The organism is Vibrio sp. 10N.239.312.D08 (assembly GCF_041466145.1).
Taxonomy (GTDB): Bacteria; Pseudomonadota; Gammaproteobacteria; order Enterobacterales; family Vibrionaceae; genus Vibrio; species Vibrio crassostreae_C.
The window spans coordinates 14,159-36,349 of sequence record NZ_JBFSSD010000030.1; the positions used below are offsets into that span (position 1 = coordinate 14,159).

At 45.0% G+C, this 22,191-nt stretch carries 21 protein-coding genes; all 21 read right to left on the minus strand.

Features of this window, described 5'->3' with window-relative positions; genetic code table 11:
• Positions 1 to 2 precede the first annotated feature (2 nt).
• On the minus strand, positions 3 to 1,631 hold the full coding sequence (urtB, locus tag AB6D58_RS15910; RefSeq protein ID WP_372157753.1) for an urea ABC transporter permease subunit UrtB: 1,629 nt from the start codon (positions 1,629 to 1,631) through the stop codon (positions 3 to 5).
• 160 nt (positions 1,632 to 1,791) lie between these two features.
• Positions 1,792 to 3,078, minus strand: a complete 1,287-nt coding sequence (gene urtA, locus AB6D58_RS15915) for an urea ABC transporter substrate-binding protein (protein WP_017069306.1) — start codon at positions 3,076 to 3,078, stop codon at positions 1,792 to 1,794.
• Positions 3,079 to 3,371: 293 nt separating this feature from the next.
• Positions 3,372 to 3,599, minus strand: a complete 228-nt coding sequence (locus AB6D58_RS15920; protein ID WP_017062829.1) for a zinc ribbon domain-containing protein — start codon at positions 3,597 to 3,599, stop codon at positions 3,372 to 3,374.
• A 36-nt stretch (positions 3,600 to 3,635) separates the two neighbouring features.
• Positions 3,636 to 4,637 carry a diguanylate cyclase gene (locus tag AB6D58_RS15925; protein ID WP_372157756.1) on the minus strand — a complete coding sequence of 334 codons (1,002 nt, stop codon included), beginning with the start codon at positions 4,635 to 4,637 and terminating at the stop codon, positions 3,636 to 3,638.
• Positions 4,638 to 4,926: 289 nt separating this feature from the next.
• The gene (locus AB6D58_RS15930; RefSeq protein ID WP_372157758.1) at positions 4,927 to 5,829 is read right to left on the minus strand and encodes an alanyl-tRNA editing protein; all 903 of its coding nucleotides are present in this window, start codon (positions 5,827 to 5,829) and stop codon (positions 4,927 to 4,929) included.
• Positions 5,830 to 5,960: 131 nt separating this feature from the next.
• On the minus strand, positions 5,961 to 7,442 hold the full coding sequence (der, locus tag AB6D58_RS15935; protein WP_017062511.1) for a ribosome biogenesis GTPase Der: 1,482 nt from the start codon (positions 7,440 to 7,442) through the stop codon (positions 5,961 to 5,963).
• Positions 7,443 to 7,600: 158 nt separating this feature from the next.
• Positions 7,601 to 8,761 (minus strand): outer membrane protein assembly factor BamB, encoded by a 1,161-nt coding sequence (gene bamB, locus AB6D58_RS15940; protein WP_372157761.1) that lies wholly within the window; start codon positions 8,759 to 8,761, stop codon positions 7,601 to 7,603.
• Between the two features lie 10 nt (positions 8,762 to 8,771).
• On the minus strand, positions 8,772 to 9,386 hold the full coding sequence (locus AB6D58_RS15945; protein WP_102320710.1) for a YfgM family protein: 615 nt from the start codon (positions 9,384 to 9,386) through the stop codon (positions 8,772 to 8,774).
• Positions 9,387 to 9,465: 79 nt separating this feature from the next.
• Positions 9,466 to 10,734, minus strand: coding sequence for a histidine--tRNA ligase (hisS, locus tag AB6D58_RS15950; RefSeq protein WP_017062514.1), 1,269 nt, complete (start codon positions 10,732 to 10,734; stop codon positions 9,466 to 9,468).
• A gap of 70 nt (positions 10,735 to 10,804) precedes the next feature.
• A complete protein-coding gene (ispG, locus tag AB6D58_RS15955; RefSeq protein ID WP_009848294.1) occupies positions 10,805 to 11,926 on the minus strand; it encodes a flavodoxin-dependent (E)-4-hydroxy-3-methylbut-2-enyl-diphosphate synthase in 1,122 nt (373 codons plus the stop codon).
• Between the two features lie 7 nt (positions 11,927 to 11,933).
• Entirely contained in the window at positions 11,934 to 12,890 is a 957-nt protein-coding gene (gene rodZ, locus AB6D58_RS15960; RefSeq protein ID WP_017062515.1) for a cytoskeleton protein RodZ, read from the minus strand.
• Between the two features lie 440 nt (positions 12,891 to 13,330).
• The gene (locus AB6D58_RS15965) at positions 13,331 to 14,473 is read right to left on the minus strand and encodes a bifunctional tRNA (adenosine(37)-C2)-methyltransferase TrmG/ribosomal RNA large subunit methyltransferase RlmN (protein WP_017062516.1); all 1,143 of its coding nucleotides are present in this window, start codon (positions 14,471 to 14,473) and stop codon (positions 13,331 to 13,333) included.
• A gap of 441 nt (positions 14,474 to 14,914) precedes the next feature.
• Positions 14,915 to 15,349, minus strand: coding sequence for a nucleoside-diphosphate kinase (gene ndk / locus AB6D58_RS15970; RefSeq protein ID WP_016797173.1), 435 nt, complete (start codon positions 15,347 to 15,349; stop codon positions 14,915 to 14,917).
• Positions 15,350 to 15,455: 106 nt separating this feature from the next.
• On the minus strand, positions 15,456 to 16,751 hold the full coding sequence (gene pepB / locus AB6D58_RS15975; RefSeq protein WP_017062517.1) for an aminopeptidase PepB: 1,296 nt from the start codon (positions 16,749 to 16,751) through the stop codon (positions 15,456 to 15,458).
• 206 nt (positions 16,752 to 16,957) lie between these two features.
• Complete coding sequence (gene iscX / locus AB6D58_RS15980) at positions 16,958 to 17,158, minus strand: Fe-S cluster assembly protein IscX (RefSeq protein WP_004740335.1); 201 nt, start codon at positions 17,156 to 17,158, stop codon at positions 16,958 to 16,960.
• 134 nt (positions 17,159 to 17,292) lie between these two features.
• The gene (gene fdx, locus AB6D58_RS15985) at positions 17,293 to 17,631 is read right to left on the minus strand and encodes an ISC system 2Fe-2S type ferredoxin (protein WP_010440525.1); all 339 of its coding nucleotides are present in this window, start codon (positions 17,629 to 17,631) and stop codon (positions 17,293 to 17,295) included.
• A gap of 20 nt (positions 17,632 to 17,651) precedes the next feature.
• On the minus strand, positions 17,652 to 19,502 hold the full coding sequence (hscA, locus tag AB6D58_RS15990) for a Fe-S protein assembly chaperone HscA (protein WP_372097130.1): 1,851 nt from the start codon (positions 19,500 to 19,502) through the stop codon (positions 17,652 to 17,654).
• A 22-nt stretch (positions 19,503 to 19,524) separates the two neighbouring features.
• Positions 19,525 to 20,040 (minus strand): co-chaperone HscB, encoded by a 516-nt coding sequence (gene hscB, locus AB6D58_RS15995; RefSeq protein WP_048608145.1) that lies wholly within the window; start codon positions 20,038 to 20,040, stop codon positions 19,525 to 19,527.
• 84 nt (positions 20,041 to 20,124) lie between these two features.
• Positions 20,125 to 20,448, minus strand: a complete 324-nt coding sequence (gene iscA / locus AB6D58_RS16000; RefSeq protein ID WP_010440519.1) for an iron-sulfur cluster assembly protein IscA — start codon at positions 20,446 to 20,448, stop codon at positions 20,125 to 20,127.
• 97 nt (positions 20,449 to 20,545) lie between these two features.
• Positions 20,546 to 20,923: a Fe-S cluster assembly scaffold IscU gene (iscU, locus tag AB6D58_RS16005; protein WP_004740340.1), complete on the minus strand. Its 378-nt coding sequence runs from the start codon at positions 20,921 to 20,923 to the stop codon at positions 20,546 to 20,548.
• A gap of 33 nt (positions 20,924 to 20,956) precedes the next feature.
• Positions 20,957 to 22,171 (minus strand): IscS subfamily cysteine desulfurase, encoded by a 1,215-nt coding sequence (locus tag AB6D58_RS16010; RefSeq protein WP_372057527.1) that lies wholly within the window; start codon positions 22,169 to 22,171, stop codon positions 20,957 to 20,959.
• Between the last annotated feature and the right edge of the window lie 20 nt (positions 22,172 to 22,191).

Below are 22,191 nucleotides of genomic sequence, written 5' to 3' on the forward strand. Positions count from 1 at the left end.
CCTTAACCTTCAGCCGCACGACCACGTTGCGGGAAGAGTCCGCGTGGGCGTTTTTGAATAAATAGAATGATGAAAACCAGTACCAGAATCTTGGCGAGAACCGCACCAGCCCATGGTTCTAAAATTTTATTGAACAGACCAAGGCTTAAGCCTGCGACTAGCGTGCCCCATAGGTTGCCAACACCGCCGAATACCACCACCATGAATGAGTCGATGATGTACGCCTGTCCCATATTAGGGCCAACGTTGGTCAGTTGAGACAGTGCCACGCCTGCAACACCCGCAACGCCAGAGCCTAAACCGAAGGTCATCGCATCAACTCGCTCTGAACGAATACCCATCGCACGAGCCATGCCACGGTTTTGAGAAACCGCACGAACCTGCAAACCTAGTGGTGTCTTTTTCAGAACCATTAATAAGCCCATAAACACCAAACCACAGAAGAGAATGATGTAAAGGCGGTTGTAGGTCAGGGACAACATTGGGTTTAATTGAAGTGCTCCAGACATCCATTCAGGCGTGCTCACTGAGCGGTTCAAAGGAGAGAAAATAGAACGAACAGCCTGCTGCAAGATTAAGCTAATACCAAAGGTCGCGAGTAAGGTTTCCAATGGGCGACCATAAAGATGACGAATCACACTTCGCTCAATCGCAATGCCCACTAAACCAGAAACAATGAATGCCGCTGGAATGGAAAGTATCAGCGCTAGGCCAATATGATTCGGCATCAACAACTGCAATACGTAGGTGGTGTAAGCGCCAATCATGATCAGCTCGCCATGAGCCATGTTGATAACGCCCATCACACCAAAGGTAATCGCTAAGCCAATGCCTGCCAGTACCAATACCGAGCCTAAACTCAAACCGAAGAATACTGTTTCTACACCCGAATAGAGTGCTTGGCTTTGTTGATAGCTATCCATCGCACGTTCTGCTGCAGCGGCAATGCTTGGATCTTGCTCACTGTTCAGTAGTTGGTTCAGTGTTTTCAGAACGACCGAGTGTTTGAAGTCGCCAACTCGTTCAATTGAAGCCACACGATCTTCAATGGTGGCACTGTTATTAAGAGAAGTGGCAATCGCTAACGACAAATCCATTAGCTCAGCTACTTTGCCATCTGATTCATTGGCTCTGAGTTCAGTTAGTCGTTCGATAATGTCAGCGTCTTTGGTTCCTAACAAATCCAAAACCGCCTTATAACGCACATCAGGGTTGCCGCTGTTCAGTCCAATCGAGGCTATTTCCCCGCGTAATATCCCGCGAAGTTTGTTATTCACACGAACCTTTTTAAACTGTCTCGCATTCTCGATATTAAGCGTTGAATCATCCCATACTGACTGAGCTGACGTCGCTGTTTTGATACTTTGAATGAGGTAGAGCTGTTTGTACTGCTCGCTCTGTTTCTCATTGAAGTAGTAAAGGTTTCCGTTTAACCAGCCATCTAAAATAGCTTTCGACACGTCTCCCGTTTGCGTCTCAATCACCCAATCGATAGCTAATTCTTTATCCGATGTTTTCTTACCAACTAGCGTCTTGGTAAAGCTAGCTTCATCCGTTATTCCAGCAAAAGCCAACTGAGCACTGACTGCCATGAGCAACAGCGCTTTAAATACGTTTAATACGTTTTTCATCCCTGCTTCCTTAACCAACCAAGTTAGATATTGTTATTTTTACTTGGAGGATGTGTGGATAGTGGTTGTTACCTGAAACGATGAGCCTTCCGTTCGCTTCGCCCGTTAAACAGACGCATTCTTCCCAAACCGGAAGGCTCAATATTCCTGAATTGACGATCTAGTTACCGCCAGAACACTTCTTCGTTTCGACGTTAAACGCACCACATGAGAATGGCTTCGACCAGCTAGAGAACAGTTTTGCCGATTCAGGTAAGTAACTCGACCAAGCATCACCCGCCACTAGTCCAGTGGTTTCCCAAACGATATCGAATTGACCATCGCCTTGGATTTCACCGATCAGGACTGGTTTAGTAATGTGGTGGTTTGGCAGCATGGTAGAGTAGCCGCCAGAAAGGTTAGGTACAGACACGCCAATCAAGGCATCTTGCACAGATTCAGGATCGGTTGTGCCCGCATTAGTGACCGCTTGAGCCCACATATTGAAGCCAACATAGTGCGCTTCCATTGGGTCATTGGTGACACGCTTTTCACTCTTGATGAACGACTGCCACGTTTCAACGAACTCTTCATTAGCTTCAGTATCAACACTCATGAAGTAGTTCCATGCCGCTAGATGACCAACCAATGGTTCTGTGTCCATGCCTGACAGTTCTTCTTCACCAACAGAGAATGCAATAACTGGGATGTCTTCAGATGAAATGCCTTGAGCGCCTAGCTCTTTATAGAAAGGTACGTTCGCATCGCCGTTTACAGTAGAAACCACAGCGGTTTTCTTGCCAGCTTCACCGAACTTTTTGATGTCTGAAACGATAGATTGCCAATCAGAGTGACCAAATGGCGTGTAGTTGATCATGATGTCTTCTTCTGCGACACCTTTATCTTTTAGGTAGGCTTCTAAGATCTTATTGGTTGTACGTGGATAAACGTAATCGGTACCTGCAAGTACCCAGCGCTCGACTTCAAGCTCTTCCATCAAGTAATCCACTGCTGGGATCGCTTGTTGGTTTGGCGCGGCACCGGTGTAGAAAACGTTTTTAGAAGACTCTTCACCTTCATACTGTACTGGGTAGAAAAGGATGCTGTTGAGTTCTTCAAAGACTGGTAGCATGGATTTACGTGATACCGACGTCCAACCACCGAACACCACATCCACTTTCTCTTTTTCGATAAGCTCACGCGCTTTCTCAGCAAATAGCGGCCAGTTTGACGCAGGGTCAACCACGACAGGCTCTAGCTTCTTACCAAGCAAACCGCCCTTTTTGTTCTGCTCTTCGATGAGCATTAGCACGGTATCTTTTAGCGTTGTCTCACTGATCGCCATGGTGCCAGAGAGTGAGTGTAGAACACCGACCTTGATGGTCTCATCAGCAGCAAACACTGTTGCAGAAGAAAATGAAAGTGTTGTACACAGTGCAGCTAGCGATAAATTGAACACCTTGTTCATGATATTACTCCATAATTGTATTTTTGTTATTCAATTACAGAGTTACAAGAAGAGTGCCAAACTTATAAACCAATGAAATTATTTATAAGCAATTGTATTAATAGAATTTAAAAGAAACTCACACCAATAGAGTGCATAGCAATCATGTAACTATGTTTCATACTGGTGCAGTGACGGTGGGAATGAACCAAGATGACACATTCCTGTTCTTCAGATACAAAAAAGACCCAACACTTTAGTATTGAGTCTCTGGTATAACATCACCGATGGTCGTTCAAACCATGAGTTTAAGGCTATTCCGCTGGTTTAAATTCGAATTTTACTCTCGACTTAGATTTCAACTCGTTGCAATCACCGTTGCAAAAATAGCTCGCCGCACCACAGGCTTGAAGCTTCTCAAGTTGGCTGCTGCACTCAGGACAAAACCCAACTTTAGTAAAGTGAGCCTGACAACTTTCACAGTGATACTTGCCATCCCAAGCTAGCTCAGACTGGCATTTAGGGCAGATATTTTCACTCATTAGCATTTCCTAATTTACTACTATTTTTACAATCTACTACTGTTGAGACTTGGCTTGCTTGATTTGATACATGTTCTTATCAGCTTGTGCGATCAACTGGTCTAATCCTTGAGGATCTTTGTCACAAGAAAGCCCGACACTCACCGAGAATTGCACATCATTGATATAAAGCGCTTGTTGCAGTGCTTTCTCTAAGCTGTGGTAGAAGCTAACAACGCTTTCTTGATCATCAAAACATGAGAACACCACAAACTCATCACCACCATAACGCCCTATCTTGGCACATGCTGTGGTTGCCTCATCAAGAACTTCGGCAACCGCCAGCAACACATCGTCACCGAAACTATGGCCATAGGTATCATTTATTGATTTGAACTTATCGACATCAACAAACAAACACGCCATCACCTTTTCAGAAAAGCATCGCTTGGCCAACACTTTCTCCGCTTCATTAAACAATGCGCGACGATTCAAGCAATGGGTTAAAGAATCTCGATTAGCGAAAAAGTTTAGCTGGTTCTCCAGCTCAAACTTCTCTAGTGCTACCGAATACAGGGAAGCCAGTAGCTCTAAGATCTCGAGCTCAAATTCATGTGGTTCAGAGATGTACTGGCTATAAATAGCGAAGGTAACCAACACATTACCGCGCGACGAGATAATGGGGACCGACCAACAGGCATGTAAATTCGCTTGATTGGTTAAGACCAGAAAAGGTGCCCAGTTTGGGTGTGCATTTATGTTGGAGATCATCACTGCTTTCTTAAGCGCAGCTGCCTCGCCACAAGAGCCTATCCCCGCACCAATTCCTACCCCTTCAATCTGTTGATTGTAAAAATCAGGCAGGTTTGGGGCATATTCAAGGTGTAACGTTTTAGACTCTGAGTTGAGCAGTAGAATTGAAGCCATGCGCTGCCCAAAAAGCTGCTCGGTAAGCTGAATAATCTTGTGATTTAAATCTTTGCGATCCATCCCAAGCGCAAGCTTCCGTAGCAAGCTATTGACGGCTCGATGACCTTCTAATAAAAATTGTTGTTCCATTCACTAAGGCTTTCAATTGTGTAATCGGGTACAACTTGTTCTTATGCAAGCTTGTTATTGGTTAATAATAACACACTAAATTAGTACGACACACAATCGAAGATCATAGGTTGATCTTTCGCTTTATCTATTTTGATCAGCGATCTACCCCAAAAAGAATATTTATATCACCACACACCGAAAGCATAAGTTACATATGCTGCATTTCAATTTCAAATAGTCATTTATATCAAAAGTGACATGTAAAAATAAAATAAACAGCACAAGCCATTTCGATCTGTAGTCTAAATCATCGAATTACATGCGTCAGCATTTCAATATGCTGGTCGTCTAACTGGATTAACTTAACGGATAATGCCTTAAGTTCTGAGGTGTTCTCAATGTGAGTACCACCACAAGGAATAGTGACCTGAGTATCTGCGTCAAGCTGCCACTCCCAGTAACGAGAGTCTGTTAACGCCTCGCCTTCTAGTCTCATCGCAACTGGCGTCGGCTCTGCAAGCCAGCCCGCAAGCATTTGGTTGATATCAGCTTCGATGTCATCAAGATTTGCTAGCATGTCTGCAACGTTCAAACCGCGCTTCTTCAGGGTTTTGCCTAAGCGATACTTATCGGTACACAGCTCTGGAGTCACAAAGCTCGTCACTTGTGCATAACTATTGAAGTCGTAACTGCCAAGCGGATCTTTTCTGTCCGCATCTTTACGCCAGTAGCTCTCAGCCAATACTTTATTCAAGGCTAGGAAAGCGATGTGGCCAGCACTGTGACCACGGCTCAAACTGGCTTGGTACTCTTTATCAACCGACAACACGACTTCGTCGTTAACCTTAATCATAGAAGCAGATGTAGGTAGCTGGTGGACAACAACAAACGCCCACCCTTCCGTATCACGCTTAACAGGGATATCTGCTGCGATATGAAGCTTGCCAGTAGATTGTTCTATAGCACCAACAAGGCAGTCTTCAACGGGAAATTGCACGTCACCAACATTCACAAAGCCTTGGTCTGCAGGGTGATCGGGCCAAATATGACTCACTGGGTGGAAAGGTGTCACGTCGGTGATCAGGTAAGTTTTGCTGTCATCGCTTTCAACGTACTGCGCTTTAGCATTGAGCTGCCAAGCCTGATGACAAAATTGAGTGATGGTTGGTGTGATTGCTGACACAGGTGTAATCAAATCGCTAGTAGTCATATCGTTCTTCTTCTGGAATCTAGTCTGATTCGTTGAGCCATGATGATAAAAACGTATTGTTATGGCTTAACGTGAATTTTGCTTAAAAAAATACCCGAGACAGGCTCGGGTATCAAATCTATTGGAAAGGTTTACTTACGACCTTTAACCATGCTCATCATACGTTTACGTTTACGTTCTTGAGAAATTGTCAGCTTGTTAGTCTTAGCTTCAAATGGGTTCTCGCTGTTCTGGAATTGAATGCGAATAGGTGTACCCATGATTTCTAGTGAACGACGGTAGTAGTTCATCAAGAATCGTTTGTATGAATCTGGCAAGTTACGAACTTGGTTGCCGTGGATAACGATAATCGGTGGGTTGTAGCCACCAGCGTGCGCGTATTTCAGTTTCACACGACGGCCACGAACCATAGGCGGTTGGTGATCATCAGTCGCCATCTTCATGATACGAGTTAGCACAGAAGTACCAACACGAGTAGTCGCTGACTTGTAAGCTTCTTGTACAGACTCAAACAAGTGACCAACACCTGTACCGTGAAGTGCAGAGATAAAGTGAATACGTGCGAAATCAACGAAGCCTAAGCGACGGTCTAGCTCTTTCTTAACGCGTTCTTTAACGTCGTTATCTAGGCCATCCCACTTGTTTACGGCAATAACAATTGAACGACCAGCGTTCAACGCAAAGCCTAGCAAGCTTAGATCTTGATCAGAGATGTTTTCGCGAGCATCGATAAGCAGCAATACAACGTTAGCATCTTCAATCGCTTTCAGTGTTTTAACCACTGAGAACTTCTCTACCGTTTCGTTGATGTTTTTACGACGACGAACACCCGCAGTATCGATTAGAACGTATTCACGCTCGTCACGCTGCATTGGGATGTAGATAGAGTCACGAGTCGTACCTGGCATATCGTAAACAACCACACGCTCTTCACCAAGAATACGGTTCGTTAGCGTTGATTTACCTACGTTAGGACGGCCAATGATCGCTAGTTTGATCGGTTGATCTTGAAGACGCTTGAATTCTGCTTCAGCTTCTTCTTCTGTAAATTCAACCTGCTCTTCTTCTTCGTCTTCAAACTCAGTTAAGTCGCTTACTTCGCCATTCTCAGCTTTTAGCGCTTCTGCGAATGGGTTAAGAGCAAGGTCAATAAGTGCAGTAACACCACGACCATGCGCCGCAGCGATTTGGTACATGTCTTCTACACCTAGTTGCCAGAAGTCAGCACTTGCAGCATCAGGGTCGATACCATCAACCTTGTTTACTACTAGCATTGAAGGCTTTTCTAGTTGACGTAGGTGCTTAGCAATCGCCACGTCTGAAGGTGTTAGACCCGCACGGCCATCTACCATAAATAGAACGACATCAGCTTCATCAATCGCCGCTAGCGACTGCTCAGCCATTTTAGTTTCAACACCTTCTTCAGTACCGTCGATACCGCCAGTGTCAATAACAATAAAGTCATGCTCGCTAAAATGAGCATGACCGTATTTACGGTCACGCGTTAAGCCAGGGAAATCCGCAACCAATGCATCACGAGTTCGAGTCAATCGGTTAAATAACGTAGATTTACCTACGTTCGGACGCCCTACTAGAGCAACAACAGGTACCATAACAACCTCTACAATTTCTTCTCTAAATGTAGTTATAGGTAAGCACTTGTTCGCAAGTTTAAACTCTTACCTATAACCACACGGTTTATTAATTTTTAACAACAAAACGGCTCCTGGCTGTTACCAACCAGGAGCCGACTGTGAATTATATCACGCTTTTATTGGCTAATCGTTAGTTTCTTTACATCGCCATTGCGAGTCGTCACTAAGTAGCCTTCAGGCAGTTCAATTGGTGCAACCGCAAAGCCGCTATCATCGACAAGCTGTTGAGCAACAAACTCACCCGATGAACGATCCAACCAGTGCAGATAACCTTCAGTATCACCCACGACTACATAACCATTAATAATAGCAGGTGCTGTCAGTAAGCGGTTTTCTAACAATGGAGTGCTCCACAGTTCAGTACCACTACGCGCATCAACCGCAACCACATGGTCTTTGTCGGTAACAACGAACAAACGGCTACCATCACTTGCTAAATCAATCGCTGATGAGTAGTTACGTTTCCAAATTGGCTTACCAGAACGAAGGTCGATAGCAATCAGCTGACCATTGATACCTACGGTATACAGGGTGCCACCAAGAACAATTGGAGATGCATCAACATCAACCAAACGATCAATTTCCGTTGCACCTTTTGGTGTGCCTACTGGCTGTTGCCAAATAAGCTGACCACGATCAACGATAGCCGCAGCTAGACGACCATTTGCTGTACCCCAGAATACACCACCAGAAACTGCAACAGGCGAGCTATCGCCACGCAGTGTTAGGCTTGGTACTTCCGTACTGATGGTCCATTTTTGTTCACCGCTTGCTTGATCTAACGCGATCAACATACCGCGACTGGTATGAACAATGACCATGTTGCTATCAGTTGCTGGGGATGCAAGCACCTCGCCATTGACTGATACACGCCACAGCTCTTCACCGGTCGATTCTTCCAGTGCGATCACTTCGCCATTTTCAGAACCAACAAAAACTTTACCGTAAGCCGCCGTTAAGCCACCCGATAAACGAGCCAATACGTCTTTCTCAAGATCGACTTTCCACAGCGCTTTACCTGTATCAGGATCAAGCGCTTTAACCATACCTTCACGGCTTGCAACAAACACTTTGTCGTAAGCCAATTCTGGCGTTAGTTTTGAAAAGTAGTGACCAATACCATCACCAACCGACGTAGACCATTCCTGACTAGGAGTGAACTCGCTGTTTACCGTTGGGACTGGAGCCATGATTACGGTGTCTTCTTCACCCGCACAGCCAGCTAGTAGGCCAAGAGCAATCGCACACAACGCCGCTTTTGGAAACATCTTCTTCATTCAAAGCGCCTTATTTAGCTAGGTCGTCAAGTTTGATTTGAAGCGTTTGGCTAGCGTCAACAGCTTGCTGTGCTTCTGTGTAAGCACTGTATGCTGCGTCTGTGTCGCCTTTACGAAGTGAGATATCACCACGCAGTTCAGCAACACGGCCTTTCCAAGATTCGTCTGTCATAGCAGCAAGATCAGTCAGTGCTGCGTCAAATTCACCTTGCTCAGCTTTAATACGTGCAATACGGTAAGTAAGTAGTGGCGCAAGTGCCGCGTCCTTAGTTGCCGATTTTGCCCACTCGAGCTGTTCAAGTGCCGCCGCTAGATCGCCTGCTTGTACTTGTACTTTTGCTAGTTGCATAGCAGCAAGTACTGAGTACTCAGCATCTTTGTTTGCGTCGATGAAAGCTTGAATATCAGATTGAGCATCAACACCCTTAACATCAAGAGCTGAAATTACAGAGGTGTAGCTTTCTGAAGCTGCTTCACGCGCTTCAACTACTGAATCTTGGTAATAGCGCCAGCCAAATAGACCACCTAAACCAATAACCGCACCAAAGATTACGGCTTTACCGTTCTCTTTCCACCAATCTTTAATGGCTTCAACTTGTTGCTCTTCGCTATCGTAAAGTTCCACTTCCTGTCCTCTTTAATTCTTTAAACGCCAGCATAGTGCTGACGTTAGTATTCATTATGAGCGTTTGCTCAATGGCTAATTAGATTAGCGCAGCAACTTTCTCTGCAACTTCCGTTTGAGACACGGTTTCTTGCTCGCCGCCAACCAGATCTTTTAACACAACTGTATTGTCAGCAACTTCGTTCTCACCAAGTACCAGCGCCACAACAGCACCTACTTTGTCAGCACGTTTGAATTGCTTCTTGAAGTTACCACCACCGAAGTGGTTCATTACACGCACGCCTTCAACGGTGTCGCGTAACTGATTCGCTAACTGCATGCCCGCGATCATAGTACCTTCGCCAGCAGCAACTACGTATACATCAACGCTACGACGAACTTCTGTTAGCTCTAGCGTTTCCATCATCAGAACCAGACGCTCTAGACCCATTGCGAAGCCAACTGCATTTGTTGCTTTGCCGCCTAGTTGCTCAACAAGACCATCGTAACGACCGCCGCCACATACTGTACCTTGAGCACCAAGGCTATCTGTGATCCACTCAAATACGGTGCGGTTGTAGTAATCTAGGCCACGTACTAGACGCTCATTAACTTGGTATTCGATACCAACAGCGTCAAGAAGTTCACACAAACCAGCAAAATGTTGCTTCGATTCTTCACCTAGATATTCAGATAGTCGAGGTGCGTCACCTAAGATAGCTTGAACATCAGGGTTCTTAGTATCAAGTACACGTAGAGGGTTAGTGTGCATGCGACGTTTGCAGTCTTCGTCAAGCACATCAATATGTTGCTCAAGGAAAGCCACTAACGCAGTGCGGTAGCTTACGCGATCTTCTTGAGAACCGATTGAGTTAAGCTCTAGGCGAACGTGCTTATCGATACCTAGCTCACGCCATAGACGTGCTGTCATCATGATAAGTTCTGCGTCAACGTCTGGACCGTCTAGGCCAAACACCTCAACACCACATTGGTGGAATTGACGGTAACGACCTTTTTGAGGACGCTCGTGACGGAACATTGGACCCATGTACCATAGGCGCTGTTCATCACGGTTGATAAGGCTATTTTGAATACATGAACGTACACAACCTGCTGTGCCTTCTGGACGCAGCGTTAGGCTATCGCCATTGCGGTCGTCAAAGGTGTACATCTCTTTAGAAACAACGTCTGTCTCTTCACCAACTGCACGGCTAAATAGGTTTGTTTCTTCAACGATAGGCATACGTACTTCGTTGTAACCGTATGCACTCACCACGTTTTTAACTGCGCTTTCTACTTTCTGCCACAGTGGTGATTGAGTTGGAAGGCAGTCGTTCATGCCTCGAATTGCTTGGATATTTTTAGCCACAGTATTTATTCCGTAATTTCTCACGACCAGGTGTTAGTGCGAATAGACAATCACACCCCATCGCGTTGTATTAATCTTCTAAGTTTTCTACATCAATGCGATTTGCTTTATCAAGCACTGACGCTTTTGCACGAATCTTAGCTTCAAGTTTGTCGACAAGGTCATCGTTGTCGAAGCGCTCTTTCTGACGCTTACCATCTTCGTAGAAGGCACTCTTACGTGCACTACCAGCTAAACCTAAGTGAGACACTTCAGCTTCACCAGGGCCGTTAACCACACAACCGATGATAGATACGTCCATTGGAGTGATCACGTCTTCTAGGCGCTCTTCAAGGGCATTAACGGTGTTAATAACATCGAACTCTTGACGAGAACAGCTCGGACACGCAATGAAGTTGATGCCACGCGAACGAATGCGCAAAGATTTAAGAATATCAAAGCCAACTTTGATCTCTTCAACCGGATCAGCCGCTAGCGATATACGCAGCGTATCGCCGATACCTTCAGAAAGAAGCATTCCTAAACCTACCGCTGACTTCACAGAGCCTGCACGCGCACCACCCGCTTCGGTAATACCAAGGTGGAGAGGTTGATCAATCTGCTTAGCCAGCAAACGGTAAGAACCGACAGCAAGGAATACATCAGAAGCCTTCACGCTGACTTTGAATTGATCAAAGTTCAGACGGTCTAGGATATCTACATGACGCATTGCTGATTCAACAAGCGCTTCTGCTGTAGGTTCTGTGTATTTCTCTTGGATCTCTTTCTCAAGAGAACCGCCGTTAACACCAATACGAATCGGAATATTCATATCACGTGCACAATCAACAACTGAGCGGATACGGCTTTCGTTACCGATGTTACCTGGGTTGATACGCAGACAGTCAACGCCGTATTCCGCCACTTTAAGTGCGATACGGTAGTCGAAGTGAATATCAGCAACCAAAGGAACAGAGACCTGCTGCTTGATTAGCTTAAAGGCTTCAGCTGCATCCATAGTCGGTACAGATACGCGAACGATATCAGCGCCAACTTTTTCCAGAGCTCTAATTTGAGCAACGGTCGCGGCTACATCTGTTGTTCTTGTGTTGGTCATGGATTGCACAGCAATTGGTGCACCATCACCGATCGGCACATCACCCACATAAATACGGGTTGATTTGCGACGAATAATAGGAGATTCGTGTTGCATATTAACTCTAAGGTAAGGTTATTCTAGCTACTTTGCCTGAAGTATACCCAGAAAGGTCGACAGGTTCACTTGCAAATGTCATTGATACGCCTTCTGGCGCACCTAGAATCACTTTATATGGCGCAGTTCCTGATAGATTTAACGACTGACCTGCTTTTTTGATGCCAGTCGACAAGGTTTTACCCGTTGCATCTTTTACTTGGATCCAGCAATCAGCGGTGAACTGCATCACTAGTTCGTTAGCCACAGCTTCAGGAGCCGTGCTAGCTTCAACCGTTTCTGCATTCGCAGCAGCTTCAGCAGTTGGTTCAGTCTCTGTTGTTTGTTGTGCAGAAGTTTCGTCAGCTGGAGTAACAGCATCTGAACTTTCTTCCGCATCGCTTATCGCAGCAAGGCCTTCAGCACCTTCAACAACAGAAGCACCCGCTTCGTTTTGTTCAGCTTCAATCACTTCTAAAGAGGTGAATTCAGGGGCAAGTGATTCTTCTACCGCTAGCTCTTCTGAGCTTTCAGTATTCGCTAAAGATTGAGATAGGGTGTCTTGCTGTTGGTTCTGCCACCACCAAAGTGAGGAGATACCCGCAATGACCGCAAAAATGCTCCAAGTCAGGATCATAATACGGCTGTTGTGCTTCTCGGTTTTGGTCTTACGAGAAAAACTCAGCATTTCTTGCTCTTGATGCTGAGCATCACCGGCATGATGCAGCGCACTCAATACGACTTTTTCGTCAAGATTGACGTATTTCGCGTATGAACGAATATAGCCACGCATAAACGTCGCCACTTGATCTGACTCGAATTGGTTTTCTTCAATTTGTTGGATCAGAGTAACGCGAAGTTTCAAGCGATCAGAAATCTGCTTTTGCGTTAAACCAAGAGATTCTCGTTTGTTCTTAAGCAGCGTTCCCGCTTCCAAAGCTGGAGCTACGTTTTCTTGCGCTTGTGTATCTTGTTCTGTGTTCATAGAGAGTGAACTTCTAAAGTATTATCGCAGGTTGAGGAGAGCGTTTTCTTATTGTCGTTTAAGCTCAATCTAACAACCCACGTTATGTGGAATTTTTCCTGCTATCTAAATCATCAACCCTTAAAGGCGAACATCATTCATTTATTATGGATGACCTTCTCAGGAAGCTAGTTTATCAAGTAGCCAACCTAAATAGACATATTGATGATCAGTAGCAAGCGAGCACTTAAATTAATTTAAGATTAGTTAATCATAAGCTAATGCCATTACAAGGCAAAAACACTTTAAACAAAATTTACCGTCAGCTCATGGTTTTGTCCAAAATTTGACGAAAAATGTAAGAAAGCGTGGACAAGAAGTCCAAAAAATCAAAAACTGCACCCCAGAAAAGCAACAAGCCAGAAGTAAGACTTCTGGCTTGTTTAGGTTCTAATCGCGTTTTATACCGCTTTTACTTCAATCACACCACCGGCAATCAAGTTCGCTTCAGAGGCTGCTTTAAGCATTTTAGTACGCTTGGTTCTATCAATCACATCACCGACTAACTGACCACACGCGGCATCAATATCATCACCACGAGTCTTACGAACGGTTACTGTGTAGTTGTATTCCATCAGCGTTTTTTGGAAGCGATCAATACGAGAGTTGCTTGGCTTCTTATAAGGCGACCCCGGGTAAGGGTTGAATGGAATCAAGTTGATCTTACAAGGCGTCTCTTTCATTAGCTCAGCAAGTTCACGTGCGTGGTCCATATCATCATTCACATGATCCAATAACACGTACTCAACCGTTACTTTACCGCGGTTAGCATTTGAAGATGCAATGTAACGACGAACAGATGCTAGGAAGTCTTGGATATCCCAACGGTCGTTGATCGGCATGATTTGGCTACGTAGTGCATCGTTTGGCGCATGTAGAGAAATAGCCAATGCGACATCGATGTTGTCTGTCATTTGGTCAAGGCCAGAAACAACACCAGAAGTTGATACGGTTACACGACGCTTAGACAGTGCGAAACCTAGATCATCAAGCATGATTTCTAATGATGGCATTAGGTTCTTCATGTTCAATAGAGGCTCGCCCATACCCATCATTACAACGTTAGTAATTGGACGACGACCGGTTTCTTTTTCTAGGCCTATTTCGCGAGATGCACGCCAGATTTGGCCAACAATCTCTGAAACTTTTAGGTTACGGTTGAAGCCTTGTTGAGCTGTAGAACAGAACTTACATTCAAGTGCACAACCAACCTGTGAAGATACACATAGCGTCGCACGGTCACCATCTGGGATGTATACCGTTTCAACGTCTTGGTCGCCAACGCTCATCGCCCATTTAATTGTGCCATCTGAAGAGTGTTGAGCTTCAGAAACAACAGGTGCAACAATCTCACAGCGACGTTGAAGTTTCTCACGTAACTTTTTGTTGATGTTATTCATTTGTTCGAAGTCATCGACACCGAAGTGATAAATCCACTTCATCACTTGCTCTGCTCGAAACGCTTTCTCATTCAGTTCTTCTGTGAAAAATTTACGAAGACCTTTACGATCAAAATCGAGTAGATTGACTTTAGCTGTGGTCATGATGCCTCTCAATGACGGAACAATAATTAAGGGCGCGAATTGTACAGGCTTTACGCAACTTCAACAAGCATTGTAAAACCCTGTGTTTATTAAGACATTCAAACTTAAGCGATTAAAATTTGAACAATTGTATTTATCGACCTGAGATTACCCAATTTAAACAAAGATTCCCGATTACACTCCTTCGTCGCTTTCGGGAATGACGTAAATAATCACCAATTGCTCGATAATATTTACCACGAGATGGTTGCTCCAAAGTTCCCCGTCATTCCAGAACTGAGGAACGAAGTATCTGGAATCTCCAATAACAAAAACAGATTCCCGATTACGCTCCTTCGTCGCTTTCGAGAATGACGACTAAATTGATTATCGAGAGCGTAAAATCCACTTACAAAAAAGACCTCACCGAGGTGAAGCCTTTAGAATAATTTGCAGTGCCGATTATTGAGCTGGGCGTGGGCAAATTTCAGATTCTGGGAAGAAGAATTCGATTTCGCGAGCTGCAGACTCAGGGCTGTCGCTGCCGTGAACTGAGTTGTAACGCATGCTGATTGCGTAGTCAGCACGGATAGTACCGCATGCCGCTTCTTCTGGGTTTGTTTTACCCATAAGTTCACGGTAACGAGCGATAGCGTTTTCGCCTTCAAGCACTTGAACCATGATAGGACCAGAAGTCATAAACTCTTTAAGAGCTGGGAAGAACTCTTTGCCTTCATGTTCAGCGTAGAAGCCACTCGCTTGCTCTTCAGTAAGACGAACCATTTTAGCAGCAATAATTTCTAGGCCTGCTTTTTCGATACGGTGGTAGATTTCACCAACAAGGTTACGCTTAACTGCATCCGGCTTAACAATTGAGAACGTTCTTTCTAGAGCCATAGGGATTCCTTCACTTCATTTTTTTGTTATTAAATACTGAAATTACTGAGATCTTTCGATCTGAGCTTTATGAATGAGCGGCACAAAATACCGCTCACCCTTATTATTATTTTGCTTGGTCGATAAGAAGACGAGCCAGTGTGCGAACGCCCATACCCGTTGCGCCTGCCGCCCACTTGTCACTTGCTGACTTACGGTAAGTACCCGCGCAATCCATATGAATCCAACCTTTTTTGTAATCATCTACAAAGTAAGAAAGGAATGCCGCTGCTGTACTTGCACCCGGTGTGTAATCGCCTGTGCTGATGTTTGAAAGATCAGCAAAGTTTGAAGGCAACATACCACGGTGGAAATCAGCAAGAGGCAGTGGCCATAAGCCTTCTTTCTCTTGGTTTGCCGCTGTTAGCGCTTGGTGAGACAACTCATCATCGAAGCTTAATAGTGCGTGGTAGTCGTTACCTAATGCGTTTTTAGCCGCGCCTGTTAGCGTTGCACAGTCGATGATCAGCTCAGGGCTTTGTGCACTTGCGTACATCAGGCCATCAGCTAGCACTAAGCGACCTTCCGCATCAGTGTTCATGATCTCAACTGTTTTACCGTTTTTGTAGGTAATGATATCGCCAAGCTTCAATGCGCGACCAGAGATCATGTTCTCTGCGCAACATAGAATAAGCTTGATGCGCTTGTTAAGACCGCGTTCAATCGCAAGACCTAAGCCACCAGTAATCGTTGCTGCGCCACCCATGTCAGCTTTCATCGCTGTCATGAATTGGCCTGGCTTGATACTGTAACCGCCCGAATCGAACGTAATACCTTTACCGACTAAACAGGCAAATACAGGTGCGTTTTCATCGCCTGTTGGGTTGAAGTCCAGTTGCAGCATTGCTGATGTACGCTCAGAGCCACGGCCGACCGCGTAGATGCCTTCCCAACCTTCGGTTAGTAGATCCTTGTCTTTAACGATCTTCGCTTTAACAGTGCCCGCTGGCGCCACTGACTTGATGTATTCTGCAGCCATTGTCGCAAGTTGACGAGGTGCCACTTCTTCAGCGGTTTTATTGATAATGTCACGCGTCCAGTCAGTTGCGCGAATACGAGCTTCAAGCTCAGTTTGATCGGCTTCTGAAAGTGCATCCCATTCCAATGCATTCTTTTTCTTTGGTCCACGGTAGCCTTGGTAGAAAGCCCAAACGCTTTCTAGATCCCAACCTTCACCACGAAGTGAAACGAATGCGATACCTTGTCCGTCAAGCGTACGACCCGCACGTTGAACTGCGCCTAGATCGTGGCCTTCACCAATGTGAATTGTCGCTCCCGCTTCTGAGAACGATAAAATAGCTCTTGCTCCCCACTGAGGCTGGGCAGCTTCTTGACTTAAAAATACTGACATCTGTGTAGACATGATTTCTCCTTGTCATGAACCACTTCGAGAGTGTGATTCTGATTATTTTTTATTAGCTCACTGATGTTAGCATTATGTAGGAGGAAAATGTCATTTTGATAAAAAAACGGACCATAAGGTCCGCTTTTTTTAGTAAGAATTGTTAACTTGGCTGCGTTTTATATTGGACTGATACCAACCCGCGACCAAATCATTAGACAAGAGGATTAATCCATCTCATCCATCCAGCACAAAATAATAGCCTCTAAGATTTTCTCATTCGAGTGGTTAGGCTCGTCGTCGAACTCTTCAAGGTCTAGCACCCATTGATGCAGATCGGTAAAACGTACCGTTTTAGGATCAGTATCAGGGTACAAATCACAAAGCTCAATTGCGATATCTCGCGAATCAATCCACTTCAAGCTCATAACACTTCCTTATATTTATTAGCGACGCTTGGTCACCTTTATGCTCTATATTCTAGGCCAGTTTTCTTAGTATGTTTGTCTAAGCAATAACTCTCTCAGTCATCGCTGTATTAGCCATGACTGAGAACAGGTTCTTAATGGTCTTCAGAAGCCAGGTTCAACGTGTACTTGGGAATCTCTACAACAAGATCCGTATCAGCCACTTTAGCTTGGCAACCCAAGCGAGATTCCATCTCTAAGCCCCATGCTTTATCTAGCATGTCGTCTTCTAGATCATCACTCTCTTCTAAAGAATCAAAACCTTCACGAATCACAACGTGACATGTTGTACATGCACACGATTTTTCACATGCGTGTTCAATACCAATACCGGCCTTCAATGCAACATCAAGAACCGTCTCACCAGTTTTTGCTTCTAAAACAGCGCCTTCTGGACATAGATCTTCGTGAGGTAAAACAATAATCTTTGGCATGTTTATCTATTCTCTAACTATTAAATATTATCGACTGACTGACCTGACAGTGCAGCACGAATTGATTTATCCATACGACGAGAAGCAAAGTCTTGGCTCGCTTTGTCGGTATTCTTAATTTCTAGTTCAATGGCATCAGCGTTGTCGCCATTACGCACTTCAATCAGTGCTTCAATCGCTTGAACAAGTTGTTGTTTGCCTTGCTCATCAAGTAGCTCGTCACCGTCGGCTTGCATTGCAGCGATAAGGCCTTCGATAACGCGATCCGCTTCTACGCGTTGCTCAGCAAGAGCACGCGCTTGCATGTCTTCTTTTGCAAACGTCATCGAATCTTTCAGCATGCTAGCCACTTCGTTGTCGCTTAGACCGTAAGAAGGCTTAACTTGGATTTCAGCTTGAACGCCAGTGCTCTTCTCCATTGCGGTAACCGATAGCAGGCCATCAGCATCCACTTGGTAAGTAACACGAATATGAGCTGCACCTGCTGTCATCGGCGGGATGCCTTTCAGAGCAAATCTAGCCAGTGAACGACAGTCGTCAACCATCTCACGTTCGCCTTGCACGGTGTGTACTGTCATTGCAGTTTGACCGTCTTTGAACGTGGTAAATTCTTGTGCGCGAGCAACAGGGATCGTGGTGTTACGAGGAATGATCTTTTCGACCAAGCCGCCCATGGTTTCGATACCAAGAGACAGAGGGATAACGTCCAGTAGTAGCATTTCAGAGTCAGGCTTATTACCCACTAAGATATCCGCTTGAATCGATGCGCCAATTGCAACCACTTCATCAGGGTTAATGCTGGTTAGTGGCGTACGACCAAAGAAGTCACCGACCATTTCACGTACAAGTAATGTGCGAGTTGAACCGCCGACCATCACGACTTCTAGAACTTCATCTGTATCAACTTCCGCATCTTTTAGTGCACGACGGCATGAAAGCAGTGTTTTCTTAACGAGCGGTTTGATGATCTCTTCAAACTCTTCACGAGTTAATGAACCAGACCAATCGAGTACGTCAACATCAACGCTTTCCGCTTCAGATAAGCCAATCTTCGCTTCTGTTGCGGCATCTAGAAGAATACGATTCTGTTCTGCTGTTAGCTCTGATAAGCCCATTTGTTCTTGGAAATGATCCGCAACTAAATGGTCAAAGTCGTCGCCGCCTAATGCAGAGTCACCACCTGTTGCTAAAACTTCGAAGACACCTTTAGATAGGCGTAGGATAGAGATATCAAACGTACCGCCACCTAAGTCATAAACAGCAATTACCCCTTCTTTACCTGAATCCAGGCCGTAAGCAATCGCAGCGGCAGTCGGTTCATTAAGAAGACGTAACACGTGGAGACCAGCAAGTTGCGCCGCGTCTTTCGTACCTGCACGCTGGGCATCATCAAAGTACGCAGGAACGGTAATCACAGCACCAGATAGCTCACCACCTAATGTAGACTCAGCACGTTGACCTAGCGCTCGCAGAATGTCTGCAGATACTTGAATTGGGTTCTTGTTGCCTTGTTCTGTGCGAATCATAGGCAGACCATTATCACTTTCTTCAAACTGATATGGCAGAGACGGGTATCGCTGTTGGATATCTGACAATGAACGACCGATTAGTCGCTTAACTGAGATAATGGTATTTTTAGGATCAGTCTGTGCATTTGCACGAGCTTCATCACCAGTCGTGTACGACTCTGACGTATAGTGAACAACGGAAGGAAGAATACTGCGACCTTGTTGATCAACCAGTGTGCTCGCCTCACCACTGCGCACTGCCGCAACCAATGAGTTTGTTGTACCTAAATCAATACCCACAGCAAGCTTGTGCTGGTGAGGAGCGGCGCTTTGCCCTGGTTCTGCAATCTGAAGTAGTGCCATGGATGTGTCCTTGTTATACGAACTAGCCGATCAGACGATCTTCAACTAACTCGATTTCATTCTTTAATTTTGCAATAAACTTAAGCTTTCTTACTCGGTCTGCAGCTTCTAACCAAGCCTCACTGTCGAGTTCTTGTTGGATAGCGCTTAATTGTTGTTTATACATTTTGCTAACCTTTCCTTCAAATGCAAACAAAGCATCTTCAGGATCAGAACTGTCGGCGATGTCTTCAAGCTCTTCACGCAATTCCATTTGCTCCATCAGGAACATAGGATCTTGCAGGGTCTGCTGCTCGCCGCGAATATCCTCACCATGTTGCACTAACAGGTATTCAGCTCGACTGATTGGATTCTTCAACACCTGGTACGCATCGTTAATTTGCGCAGCTTTTTGCACGGCTAATAGGCGATCACGCTCAGAAGCAGTGGCAAATTTATCAGGGTGGAATTGGCGTTGCAGATCTCTAAACTGAGAAGAAAGAAGGCTACCATCCAGTTGAAACTGAAGTGGTAGCCCAAATAATTCGAAATGATTCATGTAACGGTGGTCCTAAGTTTAGGCTCTTCAATCAGAGCCTAATTTTATTCTTCGCTCACTATAAACGCTTAACGATTGAAGCGTTTATACGTTGAAGCTCTCACCACAACCACATTCGCCTTTCGCGTTAGGGTTGTTGAATTCAAAACCTTCGTTTAGGCCTTCTTTTACGTAATCAAGCTCAGTACCGTCTAGGTAAACTAGGCTCTTTGGATCAATGATGACCTTAACACCTGAATGCTCAAACACTTCGTCTTCTTCGTTAAGCTCATCAACGAATTCCAGTACATACGCCATGCCCGAACAGCCAGTAGTTTTTACCGCTAAGCGCAACCCGATACCTTTACCTCGGTTATCTAGGAAAGCTTGAACTCGGCTTGCTGCCGTATCTGTCATGGTGATGGCCATACTACAACCTTGTGTTTTATATAAATTGAGAACTCAGGGGGAGCACAAAGGATGCTCCCAAATATTGCTTATTTTTTGTGATTACTTAATGAAACGATTAACGCTTCTTTTTGTAATCCGCAACTGCTGCTTTGATTGCATCTTCAGCAAGAATTGAACAGTGCACTTTCACTGGTGGCAACTCTAGCTCTTCTGCGATTTCAGAGTTTTTGATAGCTGCTGCTTCATCAATACTTTTACCTTTAACCCACTCAGTTACTAGTGAGCTAGAAGCAATTGCGCTACCGCAGCCGTAAGTTTTGAATTTTGCATCTTCGATAATACCTTCTGGCGTTACCTTGATTTGCAGTTTCATTACGTCACCACAAGCTGGTGCGCCAACCATGCCGCTACCTACACTTGGGTCTTCTTTATCAAACGAACCTACGTTACGTGGGTTTTCGTAGTGATCAATTACTTTTTCGCTATATGCCATGATAGTTACCTCGAATCCTCTATTTCCGTGAGATTAGTGATGAGCCCACTCAACAGTGTTCAAATCAATCCCTTCTTTATACATATCCCATAGAGGAGACATGTCGCGTAATTTGTTTACCGCTACACGAATTTGTGCAATCGCGTAGTCGATTTCTTCTTCCGTTGTGAAACGGCCGAATGAGAAACGTACTGAGCTGTGTGCCAGTTCATCGTTCAGACCAAGAGCACGTAGAACGTATGAAGGCTCGAGGCTTGCTGATGTACATGCAGAACCTGATGATACTGCTAGGTCTTTTAGAGACATAAGCAGAGACTCACCTTCAACGAAAGCGAAGCTCACGTTTAGGTTGTGTGGTACACGTTGGTCTAGGTCGCCGTTTACGGTTACCGCTTCTAGATCTTGAACACCTTTCAATAGGCGCTCACGAAGTGCTAGTGCGTGATCGTAATCTTTCTGCATGTCTTGTTTAGCGATGGCAAAAGCTTCGCCCATACCCACGATTTGGTGAGTAGCAAGAGTACCAGAACGGAAACCACGTTCGTGACCTCCACCGTGCATCTGTGCTTCAAGACGAATACGTGGCTTACGACGAACGTACAAAGCACCAATGCCTTTAGGGCCGTATGCTTTGTGTGCAGAAAGAGAGATAAGGTCAACTTTCATCTCTTTTACATCTAGTGGGATTTTACCCGCAGACTGAGCCGCATCAACGTGGAAGATGATCTTGCGTGAACGACATAATTCGCCGATTGCAGAGATATCTTGGATTACACCAATCTCGTTGTTTACGTGCATGATAGAAACAAGAACCGTATCTTCACGCATTGCTGCTTGTAGCTTGTCTAAATCAATGATGCCGTTTGCTTCAGGCTCAAGGTAAGTCACCTCAAAACCTTCACGCTCTAGTTGGCGACATGGATCAAGAACCGCTTTATGTTCTGTTTTACACGTGATTACGTGCTTACCTTTCTTCTCGTAAAAGTGCGCTGCACCTTTGATAGCAAGGTTGTCTGACTCTGTAGCACCTGACGTGAAAACAATCTCACGTGGGTCTGCATTTAGTAGATCGGCAATTTGCTCACGAGCATTATCTACTGATTCTTCTGCCTGCCAGCCGTAACGGTGTGAACGAGATGCAGGGTTACCGAAGTTACCGTCCATCGTCATGCACTGAACCATTTTTTCAGCAACACGTGGATCGACTGGGCATGTAGCTGAATAGTCAAAGTAAATAGGCAGTTTCATTTTCTACTCCAATGTAAAAA